Annotated in this window: 17 protein-coding genes and 1 tRNA gene; 3 read left to right on the forward strand and 15 right to left on the reverse strand. The window is 48.5% G+C overall.

Translation table 11 applies throughout. From position 1 onward, the window contains the following. Positions 1 to 12 precede the first annotated feature (12 nt). Positions 13 to 1,053 (forward strand): NADH:flavin oxidoreductase, encoded by a 1,041-nt coding sequence (locus EIM92_RS18850; RefSeq protein WP_125084138.1) that lies wholly within the window; start codon positions 13 to 15, stop codon positions 1,051 to 1,053. A gap of 164 nt (positions 1,054 to 1,217) precedes the next feature. On the opposite strand, the gene EIM92_RS18855 is transcribed toward EIM92_RS18850, so the two are convergent. The 8 genes from EIM92_RS18855 to EIM92_RS18890 form a co-directional block, all read right to left on the reverse strand. After that, complete coding sequence (locus EIM92_RS18855) at positions 1,218 to 1,916, reverse strand: stalk domain-containing protein (protein WP_125084139.1); 699 nt, start codon at positions 1,914 to 1,916, stop codon at positions 1,218 to 1,220. A gap of 28 nt (positions 1,917 to 1,944) precedes the next feature. Then, entirely contained in the window at positions 1,945 to 3,126 is a 1,182-nt protein-coding gene (locus EIM92_RS18860; RefSeq protein ID WP_125084140.1) for a TolB-like translocation protein, read from the reverse strand. 207 nt (positions 3,127 to 3,333) lie between these two features. Next, positions 3,334 to 4,875: a sensor histidine kinase gene (locus EIM92_RS18865; protein WP_125084141.1), complete on the reverse strand. Its 1,542-nt coding sequence runs from the start codon at positions 4,873 to 4,875 to the stop codon at positions 3,334 to 3,336. After that, positions 4,876 to 5,562: a response regulator transcription factor gene (locus tag EIM92_RS18870; protein ID WP_125084142.1), complete on the reverse strand. Its 687-nt coding sequence runs from the start codon at positions 5,560 to 5,562 to the stop codon at positions 4,876 to 4,878. A gap of 819 nt (positions 5,563 to 6,381) precedes the next feature. Then, entirely contained in the window at positions 6,382 to 6,744 is a 363-nt protein-coding gene (locus EIM92_RS18875) for a hypothetical protein (protein WP_125084143.1), read from the reverse strand. Between the two features lie 202 nt (positions 6,745 to 6,946). Continuing rightward, a complete protein-coding gene (locus EIM92_RS18880) occupies positions 6,947 to 7,417 on the reverse strand; it encodes a hypothetical protein (RefSeq protein WP_125084144.1) in 471 nt (156 codons plus the stop codon). 29 nt (positions 7,418 to 7,446) lie between these two features. Beyond that, complete coding sequence (locus EIM92_RS18885) at positions 7,447 to 7,962, reverse strand: amidase domain-containing protein (RefSeq protein ID WP_125084145.1); 516 nt, start codon at positions 7,960 to 7,962, stop codon at positions 7,447 to 7,449. Positions 7,963 to 8,041: 79 nt separating this feature from the next. Further along, positions 8,042 to 8,338 carry a hypothetical protein gene (locus EIM92_RS18890; RefSeq protein ID WP_125084146.1) on the reverse strand — a complete coding sequence of 99 codons (297 nt, stop codon included), beginning with the start codon at positions 8,336 to 8,338 and terminating at the stop codon, positions 8,042 to 8,044. A 377-nt stretch (positions 8,339 to 8,715) separates the two neighbouring features. On the opposite strand from EIM92_RS18890, the gene EIM92_RS24775 reads away from it, so the two are divergent. Then, positions 8,716 to 8,832, forward strand: a complete 117-nt coding sequence (locus EIM92_RS24775) for a helix-turn-helix domain-containing protein (protein WP_425464213.1) — start codon at positions 8,716 to 8,718, stop codon at positions 8,830 to 8,832. 714 nt (positions 8,833 to 9,546) lie between these two features. On the opposite strand, the gene EIM92_RS18905 is transcribed toward EIM92_RS24775, so the two are convergent. From EIM92_RS18905 to EIM92_RS18925, 5 genes are all read right to left on the reverse strand, one after another. Then, positions 9,547 to 9,633 (reverse strand) — tRNA-Leu (locus EIM92_RS18905). A 300-nt stretch (positions 9,634 to 9,933) separates the two neighbouring features. Further along, positions 9,934 to 10,284 carry a carboxymuconolactone decarboxylase family protein gene (locus EIM92_RS18910; protein WP_125084148.1) on the reverse strand — a complete coding sequence of 117 codons (351 nt, stop codon included), beginning with the start codon at positions 10,282 to 10,284 and terminating at the stop codon, positions 9,934 to 9,936. A 99-nt stretch (positions 10,285 to 10,383) separates the two neighbouring features. Further along, positions 10,384 to 10,599 carry a hypothetical protein gene (locus EIM92_RS18915; RefSeq protein WP_125085274.1) on the reverse strand — a complete coding sequence of 72 codons (216 nt, stop codon included), beginning with the start codon at positions 10,597 to 10,599 and terminating at the stop codon, positions 10,384 to 10,386. 181 nt (positions 10,600 to 10,780) lie between these two features. Next, positions 10,781 to 11,119, reverse strand: coding sequence for a hypothetical protein (locus tag EIM92_RS18920; protein WP_125084149.1), 339 nt, complete (start codon positions 11,117 to 11,119; stop codon positions 10,781 to 10,783). An 84-nt stretch (positions 11,120 to 11,203) separates the two neighbouring features. Next, positions 11,204 to 11,776: a xanthine phosphoribosyltransferase gene (locus EIM92_RS18925; protein WP_125084150.1), complete on the reverse strand. Its 573-nt coding sequence runs from the start codon at positions 11,774 to 11,776 to the stop codon at positions 11,204 to 11,206. A 160-nt stretch (positions 11,777 to 11,936) separates the two neighbouring features. Here EIM92_RS18925 and EIM92_RS18930 point away from each other — a divergent pair, with 160 nt between their 5' ends. Continuing rightward, a complete protein-coding gene (locus EIM92_RS18930; RefSeq protein ID WP_125084151.1) occupies positions 11,937 to 12,974 on the forward strand; it encodes a YkvI family membrane protein in 1,038 nt (345 codons plus the stop codon). On the opposite strand, the gene EIM92_RS18935 is transcribed toward EIM92_RS18930, so the two are convergent. Together EIM92_RS18935 and EIM92_RS18940 are read right to left on the reverse strand one after the other, a co-directional pair. Then, positions 12,971 to 16,207, reverse strand: a complete 3,237-nt coding sequence (locus tag EIM92_RS18935) for an AAA family ATPase (protein ID WP_125084152.1) — start codon at positions 16,205 to 16,207, stop codon at positions 12,971 to 12,973. The two genes, EIM92_RS18930 and EIM92_RS18935, sit on opposite strands and share 4 nt — an antisense overlap. Beyond that, entirely contained in the window at positions 16,204 to 17,532 is a 1,329-nt protein-coding gene (locus EIM92_RS18940; protein WP_125084153.1) for a metallophosphoesterase family protein, read from the reverse strand. The genes EIM92_RS18935 and EIM92_RS18940 overlap by 4 nt, the downstream gene beginning before the upstream one ends. Positions 17,533 to 17,546 lie beyond the last annotated feature (14 nt).

Here is a 17,546-nt window from a genome sequence, read left to right on the forward strand (position 1 = left end):
GAGGTAATGTTTATGGGTTCTGCTCAATCCGTTCAGTCATTGTTTAAACCATTTTCCTTCGGGGATACAATCTTATCGAATCGCATTGTGATGGCTCCGATGACAAGACAATTTTCTCCCGGTGGGACTCCGGGCCCGGACGTGGCTGCTTATTATCGTCGCAGGGCTGAAAACGCTGTAGGGCTTATCATTACCGAAGGTACAGTGATAAATCATCCTGACGCATCCAATCAAAGCAACGTGCCGCACTTTTTTGGCGCAGATGCCTTGGACGGTTGGGCAAACGTAGTCACTGAAGTACATAACGCAGACGGGAAGATTGTACCTCAGATATGGCATATGGGTGCTCGAGGCCATGTCAATGATTACTCCGTATCGGATATTGAAGTAATAATCCAAGCCTTCTCTCAAGCAGCATTTGAAGCGAAGCGTTTAGGATTTGACGGTATCGAACTTCACGGCGCACACGGTTATTTAATCGACCAATTTTTCTGGAAGGAAACAAATCAACGCACGGATCGATACGGAGGGGACTTCGTAGGACGTACCCGGTTTGCGACTGAGGTCATCTCAGCTTGTCGTCTTACTGTCGGACCAGAGTTTCCCATCGTGCTGCGCTTCTCGCAATGGAAGGGAACGGATTACACAGCCAAATTAGTGAAGACGCCAAATGAGTTGGAAAGCTTCTTGGCCCCATTAGTTGACGCAGGTGTTGACATATTCCACTGCTCCACTCGCCGATTCTGGGAACCTGAATTCGAAAGCTCCCAGCTCAACCTTGCTGGCTGGACAAAAAAACTGACGGGAAAACCAACAATCACCGTAGGCTCGATTGGTTTGGATCGCGATGTGACGAGTTTCTTTACTGAAGGAAAAGGGGCCAGTCTTAGTCGAGTCGACGAACTAATCGAAAGACTTGAACACGAAGAATTCGACCTGGTAGCCGTAGGGAGGGGATTATTAGCTGACCCTGCTTGGGCCAGTAAACTCCGCGAAGGTAGAATTGACGACTGGATTCCTTTTGATCCCGAAGCGATAAAGCAACTGTATTGAGACTGTATTGAATAAGTCGCCCTTGGAATTCTTTTCTAAGCGTGGCTTCACTTCACAAGGATAAACTGTCATATTTCATAGCTGTTTTTGTGAAATTAATTCAATCGCCAGAATGCCCCCTGATCACAAATTCATCAGGGGGCATTCTGGCGATTAGTTCATTCCTACTTCAGTTTAGCTACACTAACAGCGACCTGCTCGATTTGACCGCTGCTCAGAGAAGCGTCTGGGGAGCTAATCGTCACCGTCCGGTCATCCAGTCGGAAACCCAGCATCGGTGTACCGGAAGGTGTATACCACTTCGCGCTGGCGCCGTTGGACAACTTGACCTCCCTGGATTCATATTCATAAGAATAATCCCGTGGCGACACAGAAATCAACATATGCTTAAAGGTCAAATAGACTGCGTCGTCCGAAGCTGCCACTTTAACGAAGCTATCGTTTGAGACCATTTGCTTTGGAGCATAGGCCGTCTCAAAGGATTCGAAATTGGCGTAAGCCTTTTTGATTGCCTTAATCTGTTCTGCATTGTAATTGACGGTCTTCAATTCACCTGCAGGCTGGTTATCGCCGCCCTGTTTCGTTTCCAGGCGAATCTGCTGGCTGGCGGCATCGAACTGTACATCGATTCCAGCCATGTTGGAAATGACCCGCACCGGCAAGTACGTCGTATTTTGGTAGGTGATTGGCACAAGTTTTTTGCCATTACTGTCTGTTAACGACTGAACGGCTCCGTTTACTTTAAAGGTAATGTTGTGATTCAGATAAGCGCTGATCTTCTCCAGCTTGCTTCCGGCATACACACCAGCGGCACCCGATAAAGTCATTCCCATAACGATGAGGGACAATAGTCTTTTTTTCATCACGATCTCTCCTTTTTTTCCGACATAATCATTGTTTGAAATCGACAATATGTGTTACGCTAAGCTTTTCTTTGTCATCCACTGTGATACCGAGCCTTGTGCCAGAAGGGTTCCAGCTTAACGGATATACCGGATAATACGATAAACCTAACGGCGATACCTTGCCGGAGACAGTATCAAAAATATACATACCGTTCATGCCGCCGTGATCCTCGGTATAAACCGCAAAGGCCAGCTTAGAGGAATCTGGGGACCAGGATTGATCCGACACTAAATCACCTTTTCCGATCTGTAAACCTTGCACATGACCACTCGTATCATAAATAAACAGGCACTCTTCTTCTTTCCCGCTGCTTCTTGTGGTGGTGACGGCAATCCGCTGACTGTCAGGAGACAGGCTCAAGGTGGAGACATTCGTGGCAAGCAGGGTTGGTCGAGCCTGTGTGGGGCTGAAACTTTTTAGACGTTTTTTGTTATCTGTGTAATATATTTTCCCATTACCTACAGCAAATTGGCTGAAATAATCTACCTCGGAATCCTGCAACTCAATCTTTTCCCGGGTACCGTCCAATGAAATCTTCCAGATCCCCCCTAGATCCTCCCTCGAGCCGGCGGCAAGAATATAGGAGTCGTTATTGAGCCAACCGCCTACTTCCATATAATTATCAACCATGACTTCACGCCGTTCACCTGTAGCCATATTTTCAATCGCATTCACGGCCGTATATTTATTCTCCCAGGTCTGAATAAAGCTGTATTTCCCATCCGGTGATAGGAATGATTTGATGACCTCTCCGCGACTCGCTCCCGCTTGCTCCGCGATGCTCTGACGCTGGCCTGTCTCCAGGTCATACCGAAACTGACGATAACTAAATTGCGCTTCCTCCGTAGCAGTTGCCTGCTTCTCCACCGTGGTCACCTCGATCTCCAGCTCATGGTCTGACAGCCATTTCTTTATATTTGCACCTTCAATCCGGTGTATGCGCTGCACGGAAATTCCCTGCTCAGCAGGCGGTTTACCTTCTTTGACTACGGTCAGTTCACGTTTTCCTCCTCCCGTCTCGGTACTGGTGCGGCTCCCTACATCAGGCGTGCTGCGAACCGGTGCTGTCATTCCCTCCTGCACTACATTGCAACCCGATATCATGCCGGCTGACAGCAAGGCCGCAGCAAGCAGTCCAGCGATGCTGTTCCTTCTGTTCATCTTCATCGGGCCCTCCTTCTCAAAAATATAATTTAGACTCCGGACGCTTGATCCGGTTGTGTGGTTGTGGTCTGCTTCACTTACTGCAAGCTCCCCCACGCCCCTTAGTATAGAGAGACATTATTTCGTAAAAATATCTGACTTGTAACGAACTTGTAAACAATCCATGAATCACTTTTGGGGCTCAATCATGTCAAAAAAGCCCGGATGATCCTATTCATTCCGAGCTTCGCCTTTGTTAGTTTGTGTATACTTTATTCCTTCCAATCCTGAAGCATACAGTGGAAGCTCCACCATGAAGCGAGACCCGTCCGGCCCCGTCCCGGCAAGCTGTACCGTTCCTCCTTGCTTCTCGGCCAGATTACGAACCAGAGCCAACCCAAGTCCTGTTCCACCGCTGGCTCTTGAGCGATCTTTGCTGACTGTATAAAACGGGTCGAAAATACGTAGTACAGCTTCCTTTGGAATGCCGATCCCCGTATCAGCTACTTCGATGATCATCCGCTGTGTCCCATCTGCTTGTGTTGTAATGTAGTTAAGCAGATGGACTTGTCCGCCTGGTCGGTTATATTTTACCGCATTGTCCAGTAAATTAAGTACTATGTGCATCACGTTCTCAGGATCAGCCCATACCTCACCTGCTGCAAGCGAAGTATGGATGGTGACCCCGCAGCTGTCCGCCTTTCCTTGCAGCCGGGCTACAGCTTCCTCCAGCAAAGATCGCAATGGAACCGCCTCCGCTTGTGTCCCAAACTCGTAAACATCCATCGCCGATAATTGTAGCGCCTTCTCTACAAGACCATCCAGCCGCTGCGCCTCCACCTGGATACGCCTCCCGGCATCGTCCAACAGAGCAGGATCATCACTGTACATATTCAACAGGTCGGCGTACGCGATGATCGAGGTTAACGGTGTCTTTAGCTCATGGCTGATATTGCCGATGAACTGTTTCTGCTGTTGCTCCAGTTCTCGCAGTCGTCCCACCGTATCGAGAAGCTTCTGCTTCTCTTCATGCAAAGCACCGACTGACGTGGAGATACTGCGGCTCATTTCATAAATCCCCTGGGCAAGCTCGCCCAGCTCATCCTTTCTGATGACCGAATGGGCCGATAGATAATCGCCTTGGCCAATTTGCGATGCCGCCCTGTTCAACCGGCTAATAACATCGACCTGGCGCCGGACATAGACGTAACCGATGAGGAAACCAACAGCGAGCACAATGACTCCGGCAAGAAGAAACAACCAACGGGTTCGGGCATAAAAAGCATTCTGCTCAGCGAGCGAGGCATGAAACTGCACCGTGCCCAAACGCTGATCGGCATTGTACAGAGGAGCGAGAAACAATAGCTGATCTCCTTCGGTAATGTACGCCGACTGCCCTTGGGCTGTAAAACGCAGAGCATCCTGCACATCAGCCCGGGGCTGAAATGGCAGCGAGGTGCCGGCAATGGAACCGTCCACCGTATACAACGTCACTGCCATACCGCTTTGTGCGCCCAAATCCACAGCCAGCCGTTGCCCCCTCAGCTTCATAAACTCGTCCGGCTTCATCCTGCCTCCAGTCAGATATTCCTCCCGCACTTGCAGACTGGCAGCTTCTGCTTGCCGGGTAAAAGACTGCTCCAGCAGGACTCGCTGGTTCTCCCGGATACCGCTCAGCACCAGCACACTTAGGCAGGTCACGACAAAAACGAGCAATAGGGCGAGCATCAAAGAGATCTTCCCCTTAAGGCCTATCCGAAATTTGTCGATCATCTAGGGTAACCCCGTACTTTTATAGCCGATACCGTAGACGGTCTGAATGATACCGTGGAGACTGCCCAGCTTTTTGCGCAAACGCTGGACATGGATGTCCACAGTGCGGGTGCCACCTGCAAAATCCATATCCCATACCTTCTCCAGTAGCACCTCCCGTGAATAGACCCGACCCGGATTACGCATTAGCAGAACTAACAGATCAAATTCCTTAGGTGTTAAATCGAGCAACTTACCTTGAATCGACACCGTGCGGCTGGATACCTCTGCGGTCAAATCACCTAGTCTCAGTACATCCTCCTGCTCCTGCTGTATTGGCTGCACATACCCGCCCCGACGTGATAAAGCCTTAACTCTGGCCAGCAGCTCTCGCATATCAAAAGGTTTTGTCATGTAATCGTCAGCGCCGAGCTCCAATCCCAGCACTTTATCGACAATATCATCTTTGACAGTGAGCAACAGAATCGCCGGCCGCGGCTGTCCCCCCAGCTTGCGGCATACATCATAACCACTTACACGAGGCATCATGATATCGAGCACCATAACCGCAGGCCGGAACGTCTCCATCTTGTCCAGGGCCTCCTGGCCATCCGTAGCCATCTCCACCTCATACCCTTCCCTACGCAGCGCATATGCAACAGCCTCCCGGATGCTGCTCTCATCATCCACCACAAGTATTTTTATCATGAACTTCTCCTCGCATGCTTTTGTACCAAGTATTATATCAGCAAGAAACGTTCTTAAAAAACATTAAATGTTGTGCATCTCACCTCTTTCTTATAATAAGCTAATATATTTTTAACTTGACATTCATTTAAGAAAAAAGCGTCTCCCCATGAAGAAAAGATCTTCAACTTTTATTTCTGGTTATGGATACTCTACTGCTGTTTCTTTCTAGAATTCATTTTCACGGGTGAAGTGTGTCAAAGCGAATGAATTAAGATGGCTAAATATTTATATTTTGCGGAGGTGCTAATATTAATGGAGATTTCCATTCTAATGTGAGGGGGTTATCAATAAGCTATTTTCCAAATAGCGTTGTATAACAAATAAAGGTTCCCAATCTGCTCAGATAAGCTGATCAGAAACCTTTTCTGTATAACTTGATGCGGTCGAGAGGAGTCGAACCTCCACGGGGGTAAGCCCACACGGACCTGAATCGCGTATGCGATTCGGAACCAAGCGGAATATAAGTCAATGGAACGGAATTAAAAAACCGTCAAAAGCCTTGTAGAATCTAGGCTTTTGGCGGTTTTTTTGTTCAAATCCAAGCGCCGCAAGGGCTCCCGGCAATGCCCTAAAATGCGGTCGATTTTAGACGTTTGAGAGAACTCGGAGAGAACAACGACCAACCCAACCCAGCCCACTTCACTTCCAAATATTCCCAATAATATTTCATAAGTCTGAATTATATCCCCCTTGCCCCGTATAGCCCAGCGTTGATCCAGGCAAATCGACCGCCGTCAAACATATTGAATCTTTCTGATTCCTTCAATCTTTAATCATCTATTCTTTAATAAATGCTACAAAGTTCGCTTCATTATCCAGTACAAAAATATGTTGAGGATAATCCTTTGAAAGGTAGACATTACAACCAACTAATTCATCAATCCCACTAATTTGCATATCCTTTTCAGCTACTTTCGTCCCATCAACAGCCTCTTCAATCACCCCTACAAGTTGCAGTTTACTTCTATCATCCAAATTAAAAGTACCGTTCTTTTCGGGTGAAATACTGTAGAGCGCACCATCATACATTAGAGAGGGTTTATGGGCACCACTATCACTTCCTTTTTCGGAGCATGCAACAAATGATAATAAAAGAACGGGGACTAAAACCAAGATAAAACCTTCTTCATATAGAAACAACCACCTTTTTTGCCTTGGGGAATTACCCTATTACTCTGAATTTTGTGTCTACTGACGCATGAAGGGGCTGCCCGAAAAGTAAATAATTAATACCCTCCCTGAAAAAACAAACGCCTAAGAATGCTGGTTATACGGCATTCCTGGGCGTTTGCTTTGGGTTCAATTAACTCAAAACGGACTTTCTAGACAGCCCCTTGCAGGATTAGTTAACAAATATTTCAGTTATCGAAATAACCTTGTCTCCTTCTATCACCATCTCAAAAGGAGTGCGCGAGGGAGTGTCATCGCCTCTATACAAAAACAACTGAAATTGATTAAGGTCTGTCGTTGAATACTTCTTATCATCCTCTTCCTTTACGAAAAGATTGGAGGTGTCATAAAAATGGTACTGGGTATTCTCATCAAGCGTAAAGCTTTTGAGCTCTTCCGACTCGTTGTAAATCTCATAGCCATTAGGCATATCGGCTTCTGTTAGTCCTAATTCTTGCATTCTTTCTTTGTCTTTTGAAGTTATAAATTCAAACTCATCGACTTTCAGAGTATTGCCCTCCAAAAAAAGGTACCCTGTAAGAGTCTGCTGCTCCGGCTGTAAAGGCTCTTTGTTGTCTGTACTGCAAGATATCAACGGCATACTAAAAGCTAAAATGAAAATCAACACGATAACCTTTTTCATTCTCGAACTTCCTCTCTAGCTGTAAATCCTTATTTTAGAATGGAACTGGACGGCTTATAAAAAGAAGCATTTTCTGTTCTGTACACAGTATCCTTTGTTTGAGAAGCACCATGTTGTGTGTATTTTATCGTACTACCATCCCCATATGTCACCAATGCAACGTGGCTTTTCTTATTCCAATACATGATACTACCAGCATTGACAGTGCTCTCTTTTGATTCCTTATAGAAGTACCCCTTGTCTTTCATGTAGATCACAACACCGGTTTTTCCATTGTACCCTGTTCTAAACCAATGATCTCCAGGCCACCCTCCCCAAGTAGCAGCCTGATACCATTTGCCTTTCTTGTCTTGAGGAATCCCACCATTATGAATAGCTTTGGATACAAAATTTGCACAATCTGTACCTTGAACATCATCAGAAGGAAATTCTGGATCTGCATCATAATTGTCACGCGCCCAATCTCTGGCGGCAATCCGGTCATACGTGAATGATGCAAACAAAGCATTGGTAGCATTATATGACGGTTCAATGCTTTCAAGCATACTGTATCCTTGTTGGAATTTCTCTGCCGAGTTCTCTACTTCTGCGAGCTTGTCATTTTCAGTCAGAATAGTTCCTTCTTCAGTGTCTGTCCGATGGATGTCTGGTTAAGGTCATATCCACGTAGATATTAATAGCAAAAAACTCATCATTTTGGTCATCTCGTGCCTCAAAATCATACGTAAAGTTATCCAGCTTGTAAAGCTCTTGGTAATCTTTTACGATTTGACCCTTAATTTCATTGTATGCTGCTTCAACAAGCTTGATTTCCCATTCATTTTTCTCATTTGAAGCATTTGAATGACTTGCAAATACACTTGTACTCATACCAATTATCATAACAACTGCAATAACCAGAGAGAATGATTTCTTCAACATGGATTTCATCCTTCTTTCCATTATATTTTTGGATATGAATTAGTATGAGTCACCAGATGTGAACTTGTGAAAAAAATAACAATTTCTATCATATGAAACCGGTAAAATAAACTACAAATTAATATATTGGCATATCACTCCTCAGTCTGTCTACAACGATTACAACTGTGAAAGGATGCTTTCAATGAAAGAGACAGCAGCATGGATTATCACCGCGGCCTTAGTTATATCCTAGCTGGATACCAAGAAGCTGCTCTTCCTGAAACAGAAGATCCCTCTCTACTCTGCTGAGACTCTATTCCCTTCTTCTTCTATTACTCCTACTAAAACTCTTTTAAATCCCCCCAATAAAAAAGGATAAATCCCTTTATAAGGATATACCCTTTGCAAATTGCCAAGGGAATAGTACCCGGTTCATAGCCAAGATATTAGGTCGACATCACGCCACCATCAGCCGTGAATTACGTCAACATTCAGTAGCAGATGGCTATTAGACGGAACAAGCTCGGATCCGTAGCTAATTTCTCACATTATACTGTTTCTTTGTTATTCTCAGTTGTCTTTTTTTAAATAATACCTATTTAGTAATAGCAAGGCACAAGGATTATCATGTTCTTGCTCATCATTTGTAATAATGAGTCCTTTGAAAATTACATACCGCTATTTCAGGCACGTTCCTCTTACCGCTGCGAAAGCAGAAGCAACCCAGCAGAAGCGCCAAAACGGTTTCCAGTTCAATTATCTAACCTGAGCGACTATCTTCTTGCTGAAATCAATCTGTGGTGGATTGAATTGCGATGACCGGCGGTAAGAGTCTCTAATGATACTTCTGCCTGGCCTGCGTCACTGCATAGGGGGCAGTCCGCTCGGATGAGGGGGAGTTTCGCACAAGCAACGAAACTATGATGTTGACCAACCATCAACAGCTTGAAATGGCTCTTATTTATCCAATGAGAATTGGTAGAAGTCTGTTATGCTTTCGTTCAGCTACAACGGCATCTCACCCATACATATTTTTGAAGGGAGGCATGTAGCGTGTCAGATCAACCCATTCCATTACTCCACTACGGCGAACATTTATGTCCATCTTGACTATAGCTCGAAAATTTCTTCAGCCCAGGTGATGAGCGCTACATTGCAAATTCCAAATATGCAAAAAGCTCCTGAATCTCCACAAAAGGAAACTCAAGAGCTCGTTCATTATTAATTGGTGCGGTCGAGAGGAGTCGAACCTCCACGGGGGTAAGCCCACACGGACCTGAACCGTGCGCGTCTGCCAATTCCGCCACGACCGCATATTATGTTGTCTTGCAGAGTGTGTTCCGCAGCGACAAGATATATAATAGCATGCCAGATCAAGAGAGTCAACCACCTTTTTGGGCCAACTTGTAATGTTCGGATTTGCCACAACCTACGAGCTTTTAACCCGTCATCCCTCATCCCCTGGAGCAATTGGAAGGTAATACCTCATTCAGATTGATACAACTTGATCTAGTCTTCATAATCCGCGCTGGCTCACTCCAGATCCTATCTTTCAAAAAACTGTCCTTCAGGCTTTTAGAGCCTTTGGACAGCTTTTTAAAGTACATTACACGTTACTGCACTATTGAACCCGTTGTAGACAAAACCTGCTGCACACGGGTTACTCCCTGCGATAAGGCGTTGCCAGCAAGCGCAGCGGAAGCTACCGCGACCGTCTCCAAGATTTCCGCGTCTGTAGCTCCTTTGGCTCGCGCCTCGTTCACGTGATAGAACGTGCAAACCTCCTGATTCATCGATAACGCAATTCCAATCGCGATAAGCTGCTTTGTCTTGGCATCAAGCGCGCCATCGTTGAAGCTCTCCCCGGTAAAAGCGTGGTAGGCCTCTGTCACTCCGGGCATCACCTCTCCGTAACGATGAATCTCCTGTTTGTATGTGGCTATTTTATCGCTGACAAGCGACATGGACGGACATCCTTTCCTAAGTAAAGTGAATTTACAGTGTGCAACACAAAGTGCATTAACTCACACTTACTACGATAACCCTGTCCGCCCAAAAATATGCTATTCCTCCAGCGAAATTCGCGGTTCACTGGTGGGTTGAATGATGTAATTTCTATCCAGCTTAACAACATTGCGATTCGGTCTGCGGATTAATACGTGCGTATCATCCCAAGCCACGACGATGCCCCGGATGTCATTCTCTGGTATGGCATCCCTCACAACCCGCACTTTTTTGCCGGATAATCGATATTCGTTCAATTGTTCATCAGAAATCACGGGGACAATCACCTCCTTGCTCATATCTTAACATATCATCCACCGGTTTTATGCTTTATTTTTCGTTCTTTTCAACCCCTCAAAGGCACAGAAAAAGACCCCGCATTGTAATTCGCGGAGTCTTCATATATCGCGCGCACCTATCGATCAAACTGCAAAAACTAATCGATATATCCCTGATTTAACGTTGTGCATGCTCCCGACTGTCATTCTTCTCAAACCAGAAATCAAGCACTTTGGCTGACATCACCCGCTGCTCCAGATAAGCTACCTGCTGAGGACTAAACTCATCTTTCCAAGGAATAGACAGCTCCTCGCACAGGCCTGCAATCGTTAGAAGCTGAGACCAGGCTACATAGCGTTTGTACCAGAAGAACTGGGGATGTTCAAGCATGTAGGGATAAAGGTCGTCAAATTCCGTATGTTTACAATCCAGGGCACGCTCAAAGATAACCTTTGCATCGGACAGTTTAGAAATAAAGAATTTCACGTCGACAACAGATTGATTTTGATCCCCCATTGATTTGCCTCCTCTCCCTAGTGCTCCCATTATATCGAAAAAAAACAGCCCTGCAAAGGACTGTTGCAAAATTGGTACTATTTTTTAGTCAGCAAAAGTGACTTTTCCATCGGAAAGCGATGCAATCTGCACGAGTGACTCCAGGCGGATTCCCTGCTCACGAATAGCCTTTCCCCCGGACTGGAACGTTTTCTCCACGACGATCCCCGCTCCAACTAATTCAGCTCCCGCGCGCTGAACAATTTTGATGAGCCCGCGTGCGGCATCGCCGTTCGCGATTATGTCGTCTATGAACAGAATGCGATCATGCTCCGAAATGAAGTTGCGCGAGATCAAAATGTCCGTTACAATCCCCTTCGTAAACGAGGGTACCCGTTCACAAAGCATATCGTCCTCTGCGAGCAACGTCTTCTTCCGACGCGCAAACACAAGGGGAACACCAAGCTCGTAAGCAGTAGCAAATGCGACGGAAATCCCGGATGATTCGACCGTAACCACGCGGGTAATGTTGTCTTCCTTGAAGCGCTTGGCAAATTCTTTGCCCATCTCCATCGTCAGCTCAGGATCAACTTGGTGATTGAGCAGAGCGTCAAGCTTAAGGACTTGCTCCGAGACAATAACTCCTTCTCTAGCAATTCGCTGTTTTAATTTTTCCATACTTTTTCCTCCCGGGTCATCTCGTTTGTAACAAATTAACACAATCATTTCTTCGCTTCAATAAGGAATTACTCAAGACAGCAGGACAAGATTAGTCATGTCCCCTTCCCTGGCAACATACCTTGTACTAATATATAGCACATCAGCCAGGGGGAAAACCATGAAAAATGCCTTTGATGTTCTTAAAATTGCTTTTACTTTTATCGGTACCGTAGTTGGCGCTGGCTTTGCCACGGGTCGCGAAATCCTACAATTCTTCACCCAATACGGCAAATGGGGGGCGGTAACCATCCTCCTGACAACCGTACTGTTTATGTGGCTTGGCACGAAAATGATGCTCCTGGCTCATAGTATCAAAGCAACTTCCTATGAAGATTTAAATCGGCATCTATTCGGAGATTATTTCGGCGGTTGGCTGAGCATCTTTACTTTAATCATACTGATCGGAGTGAATAGCGTCATGCTTGCCGGGGCTGGGTCCGTCTTTGTCGAACACCTCGGCATGAATTACCAAATCGGGCTTTGGTTTACCTTGACTGGAACCTTCTTACTGCTGCGCAGAGGCATTGAGGGTGTGATGCAGCTCAACACAATCGTCGTACCGATGATGCTCCTGCTTTCCATTGCGATCATCGCCTCGACTGCATTTTCTCCAAGCGCCATGAGCTTCATAACGCTAGGCACCGATAAAGGGATATTTACAGCCTGGGCTTCACCCCTACTCTACACCGCCTTTAACCTGTCCATGGCTCAAGCCGTGCTTGTTCCCATTGGAGGCCATACAACAAATCGACGTACGATTATTTGGGGTGGAATCATTGGCGGCCTGGGCATCGGCTTCATGCTAATGGCCGCCCACTTTGCGTTATCCGCCTTCATGCCAGGGATAAGCCAATATGAAATTCCAATGGGGAGCATTGCTGCCCAGTTGGGAATCATCATCCAGTTCATCTACATTATTTTAATTTTCATGGAAATATTCAGCACCTTCGTCGCCGACGTATACGGCGTTACCCTGCAGCTCAAACAGCGGCTCAACGTTCGACCTTTCATAATTTCTATAGCCGTACTCATGGTTTGTTATTTCACCAGTCAATTCGGATTCAGCTCGCTTCTATCCGTATTATATCCGGCCTTTGGCGCCTTCTCCCTGCTCTGGGCTTGCGTCCTTGCCTCCTACAATCGAAATCGGGTTTAAGCAAGATTTACGATTTGAGCTTTGGGAATTTGTGCTAGTATCCCTTCAACGACATGGGAATGACAAGTCATCATCACGATCTGGCGTTTGGAAGCGACCTCTTTCAGCACAGAAATAACGCCATGCAAACGATTTGCGTCGAAATTTACAAACAGGTCATCTAATAAAATAGGAATGCTGCGATGATGCGATACTGCTTCAGCAAGAGCCAGCCTCATGGATAAATATAGCTGTTCAGCCGTTCCGCGGCTTAGTGCGGTGCTTCCGATCGGGCCATAGTCGCTATGCTCCGCCTGCAGCTCCTGGCTGCCCATCTTCAGAACAATACGTTCATACCGTCCATCCGTCATCTGTCGCAAATATGAGGATGCCAGCTTCAGGACTTCCGGCTGACGCTCCTCTTCATACACTCTTCGGACTCGCGAAATCAATTCCTGAGATACGGCCATTACTGCATATTTATCCAGTATTTCCTGGAGCGCCGCCTCTTGCTCGGCGAGCTGCTGGTTGACATCAAGCTGCTTCCCCCGCTGCTCCAGGCTTTCCCGCTCCTGCAGCAATCTTCCTTTGCGTTCCTGAAGCTCTCTCCAAGCCCTCTCCTTGGCTTCGATCGCCTTCTGAGCCGCCGTCAACTGTCGCTGCAGTTCTTCCTCTGAACAGCTGCTCAGCAGCTCCTCCAGCTGGCTTTGCTTTGCAGGCTCAAGTCCGGAGAACATCACCGTTTCGAGCTGACGAATTTCTGTCTCCAACTCGGCACGGCGGCTGACCGCTGCGCTCCGGCGAAGAAACTCCTCTCCGTTTGCTGCATTCCCTTCCGCCAGCAACGACCGTTCTAATTCCTCTAATCGGCTCAACCGATCACGAAGCCGTTCCCGCTCTTCTTTGAGTGCATCCAGCTTGGAAGAGTTCAGCTCGCGCTGAGCCAATGTTTTCTCCGCAATCGAGAGTTGTGATATCGCCTCCAGTATCAGCCTGCCGTACGTTGCCTTGTGGTGATCCGCCAATGCCGCTCCCTGCTCTGATGCTTCGCTGTCCAGAGCGCTGTCCAGATCGTTCGATAGTTCCATGACCTCTTCTTGAAAAGCCGCATTCTCCGCATTTAACATCGACAGCCTAACCGACAATTGTTCTAAACGGCTCTGCCATTCTCTTCCTTGTTCCACCAGCCGGAACACGTCAAGCGCCGCTTCGGGCGACAGGCTCGACGAAAGCTGGCGTATCTGCAGCCACTGCTCCCATTCCTGGGCGAGCTCCCTAAATTGAGCCTCGCGCCTCGCCATTTCCCGCCCAGAATGCTCGCAGCGATTCACCGCAGCTGCTGCACGCTGGCAGAACAGAGCCGTCTCTTCCGTGAGCGCAGCATGCCTCTGCTCCCACAGCTGCCATTGTTCCATGAGCTGGCGAAGCTCCCGTTCCTTGCGCTCCCACTCTTCTAAATACTCCGATGACGACGACGTTCTAGGCTCGCGCCCTGCCGCGGTCAACGGATCGGATACGAGCTTGGCAAACAGCCCGCGCAGCCTCGCCTCACCTCTGGATAATTCATCCTCGCCTGGATAGCGCCGGGCATGGCCCTGCCGCTTTGTTTTCGACGTTTGTTTCAGGCCAAACCATAAATACACATCCATCCCGGCAAGAACGGCAAGCGTAGCCAGCGCCCCCCACAAAGAGCCTAATGATATCCAAATCGCACCGGGCAAAGCAATCGTCAGAGCAGCACAGCCGACCAGCAGCTTGCGGTACAACCCCTGAACTTGCCGGTTCGCCAGCACCTCCGCTTCCCTGTCACGCGTTTCGTTCAATCGGAACGAGGTGGCTTCATGCCAACGTTCCAGTTCCAATCTCAACTCACCCCAGGTGCGACGAATTTCATCCGGATGCTTCGGGGCAATCATCGCAAACTCTCGTCGGCCAGTTTCTGCGCTCTGTTCCAAGCGCGACATTGCCGCGGAATAAGCTTCCTCAGCAGCGGCAGCTTCCTGCTCTAACTTATATCGCTCATTTTGCAGCAGCTCCATTTCTTTATCATAAGCAGAAAATCGCATGCCAAATTGCCGGACGGCCTCCCGCTCGCCTACCGTACCCGCAAAAGAAGCCAGCTCCTGTTCCGTCCAATGCGCATCTATGCTGCGAAGACAATGAACAAGCCGCTGGCGGAGCGTTTGCTCCTCCGCTTCCAGTGCCGTGATTTCTTTAAGACGCGTCTCATAGCCCGTTAATTGACCATGAAGCATTCTGACAGCCTCCGCCCTTGCCAGCAATCGCCGGTTGGGGGTGAGCCTGTTTATTTCTTCCACAATAGCATCCACGCGACGCGTTAAATCAACTTGTTCGAGCAGCAGCCGCTCCTTGTCCTCCTGCAAAGCAATCCAGCGTGCATAACCCTGCTCGGGAAATGCCTCGTAAATAGGAAGCGACTCAAGCTCCATCTGTAACTTCTCACGATCCAACCAATCCCCGCGTATCAGCCAGGCCTTCTTCAGCTTCGCCAGCTCCTCGCCGCATTCTCCCCGTTCAGCCTCGCACCTGTCTAGCTCGAGCATGGTCTGCTCCAGCGCCTCAAGCACCTCATTGTAGCGGGGCAGCAGCAAGCTTGCAGCTTCTGCTTCTTGCTTCAGCCGCTCATAGCCTTGCAATAGCTGCGCCATGACCTGCGTACGCCCGCGGGGACGATAAAGCTTGTCCATCTCTTGGACAATTTTTTTCTCCCCGCGAAGCACGGCTGTACCGCCGCCAATGCCAGCATAAAATAAAAATCGGCTCAGTTCATCCGATTGAAGCGCCGCTACCTCCTGCAGTTCAGTCAAGGATATGGCGAACAATTGCTTGAACATATCGCTGGACATACCTCCTAGCAGTTCGCGCTGCATCTCGTCCGGCGTTACTTCAAACAAGCTCCCCTCGCGATTGGTTCTAGTAATACGCAACCGTTCGCCCCGCATTCCCGGAGTCCTTCCTTCCGGCGGCTGCGCATAGCGCTCAATGACCCAGTGATCGCCTTCCTCATCCAACAAGCTCAGCTGCCCGCCATGCGCACCGCCCCGGATCGGCTCATACCGCAGGGGGCCATACGTCCGCGCAGGAATGCCGAAGAGCATGGCCCTGACAAAACCGAGCAAGGTGCTTTTTCCTGCCTCATTTGGCCCATATAAGACAGTGACACGCCCCTCCATTTGCAGATCTAGACCGCTCAAATGACCGAAGCCGCTGACCTGCAGCTTGTCCAGCCTCATCGCCGAGCACCTCCCTTCGCCTCTTGCTCCGTTAACAGGCTCACCGCCATTTCCGCTGCCTGACGCACAAGTGCAGCCTTCTCTTCGCTTCCCAGTTCCCAGACAAGCTGGCGAAGTCTGCGGTGATCATGGACGGAGGACAGGGCAGTACCGACGAGCTCTTCCAGAAGCGCCTCCTCATGCTCCACAGAGTCCGCCAATCGCAGCAGTTCGCCGAGAAAGCTATCCTCCTGCAGCAGAGCTGTCCGATCTATCTCCGGACCTGTCCTTATTTTCAGGCCGGCAGGCCATACGACCTTAGAAGCCGACAACCTGTCCAAACCAATCTCCTCGCCCTCTAACCGCTGACTTTCCCTGCGTCGCAATTCCTGGATAAGCTCCTCCCCCTCGGTGCCCGTTTGCAGCAGCGTGTGAAGCGCCCCCCTGCCCGTCAATACAAAACGGACAATTTGAAGCCTGCCGTCCGACTGCTCTCTCAGTTCATCGAGCTTCTCATTAGCCTGATCCCGCAATTGCTCCTCGCTGCTTAGACCAGTAATCGACAGCTCAGCTTCCAGCCATCGAACGTGATCCAATGCTCGAAATGACAGCTCAGCTTGTCCATGCTGATCAACGTCCACGACGTAGCAGCCTTTCGCTCCGGTCTCCTTCAGACTGCGCCCTTGAATATTTCCGGGATAAACAACCCAGGGCGCTTCATGCAGAACTTGGCGCTTGTGAATATGCCCCAAAGCCCAATAATCATATCCGCTTTGCTGCAAATCCCTAAGCGAACAAGGAGAATAAGCATCATGCCCCTCCTGTCCATCCACATTGGCATGAAGCAAGCCGATATGATAGAGCTCGGACGAAGGGTCCCTATGAAATTGCAAAGACGTATTTTCCGTAACCGCTGAAGTCGGATAAGAAATGCCGCTGATTACAGCCACGGGCTGACCATCGCTCCGCCGCTGCGCAATTACGCTTTCCACTGTAGAACCGAACACTGTAACATGCTCAGGGTGAGCCAGACGCAGCCTGCCCACATTCAGGGGGTCATGATTGCCATGAATTACATAGACGGAAATGCCGTGAATCCCAAGCAAATCCCAGGCTTCCCGTAACCGCAACTGTGCGCGCAGCGAAGAATCAGAGGCGTCGTACACGTCCCCGCTCACCACAATAAAATCCACTTGCTCGGCAATCGCCAGCTCGACCATGTAATGTAATGCGGCAAAAGTGGACTCCTGCAAATGCTGACGCAGCTTGCCAGGCACCCCGGACATGCCTGCAAAAGGGCTATCCAGATGCAAATCTGCCGCATGAATAAATCGAAATGGTATCATACATCCTCACTCGC

Origin of the sequence: Paenibacillus lentus (assembly GCF_003931855.1) — a bacterium.
Classification (GTDB): Bacteria; Bacillota; Bacilli; order Paenibacillales; family Paenibacillaceae; genus Fontibacillus; species Fontibacillus lentus.

Coding starts and splice junctions, on each gene's coding strand:
- EIM92_RS18890 (WP_125084146.1), bottom strand. CDS start 8,338: ATGTTGAAGAAATCATTCTCTCTGGTTATTGCAGTTGTTATGATAATT.
- EIM92_RS18850 (WP_125084138.1), top strand. CDS start 13: ATGGGTTCTGCTCAATCCGTTCAGTCATTGTTTAAACCATTTTCCTTC.
- EIM92_RS18870 (WP_125084142.1), bottom strand. CDS start 5,562: ATGATAAAAATACTTGTGGTGGATGATGAGAGCAGCATCCGGGAGGCT.
- EIM92_RS18930 (WP_125084151.1), top strand. CDS start 11,937: ATGAAAAATGCCTTTGATGTTCTTAAAATTGCTTTTACTTTTATCGGT.
- EIM92_RS18940 (WP_125084153.1), bottom strand. CDS start 17,532: ATGATACCATTTCGATTTATTCATGCGGCAGATTTGCATCTGGATAGC.
- EIM92_RS18860 (WP_125084140.1), bottom strand. CDS start 3,126: ATGAAGATGAACAGAAGGAACAGCATCGCTGGACTGCTTGCTGCGGCC.
- EIM92_RS18920 (WP_125084149.1), bottom strand. CDS start 11,119: ATGGGGGATCAAAATCAATCTGTTGTCGACGTGAAATTCTTTATTTCT.
- EIM92_RS18880 (WP_125084144.1), bottom strand. CDS start 7,417: ATGAAAAAGGTTATCGTGTTGATTTTCATTTTAGCTTTTAGTATGCCG.
- EIM92_RS18925 (WP_125084150.1), bottom strand. CDS start 11,776: ATGGAAAAATTAAAACAGCGAATTGCTAGAGAAGGAGTTATTGTCTCG.
- EIM92_RS18855 (WP_125084139.1), bottom strand. CDS start 1,916: ATGAAAAAAAGACTATTGTCCCTCATCGTTATGGGAATGACTTTATCG.
- EIM92_RS18910 (WP_125084148.1), bottom strand. CDS start 10,284: ATGTCGCTTGTCAGCGATAAAATAGCCACATACAAACAGGAGATTCAT.
- EIM92_RS18885 (WP_125084145.1), bottom strand. CDS start 7,962: ATGCTTGAAAGCATTGAACCGTCATATAATGCTACCAATGCTTTGTTT.
- EIM92_RS18865 (WP_125084141.1), bottom strand. CDS start 4,875: ATGATCGACAAATTTCGGATAGGCCTTAAGGGGAAGATCTCTTTGATG.
- EIM92_RS18935 (WP_125084152.1), bottom strand. CDS start 16,207: ATGAGGCTGGACAAGCTGCAGGTCAGCGGCTTCGGTCATTTGAGCGGT.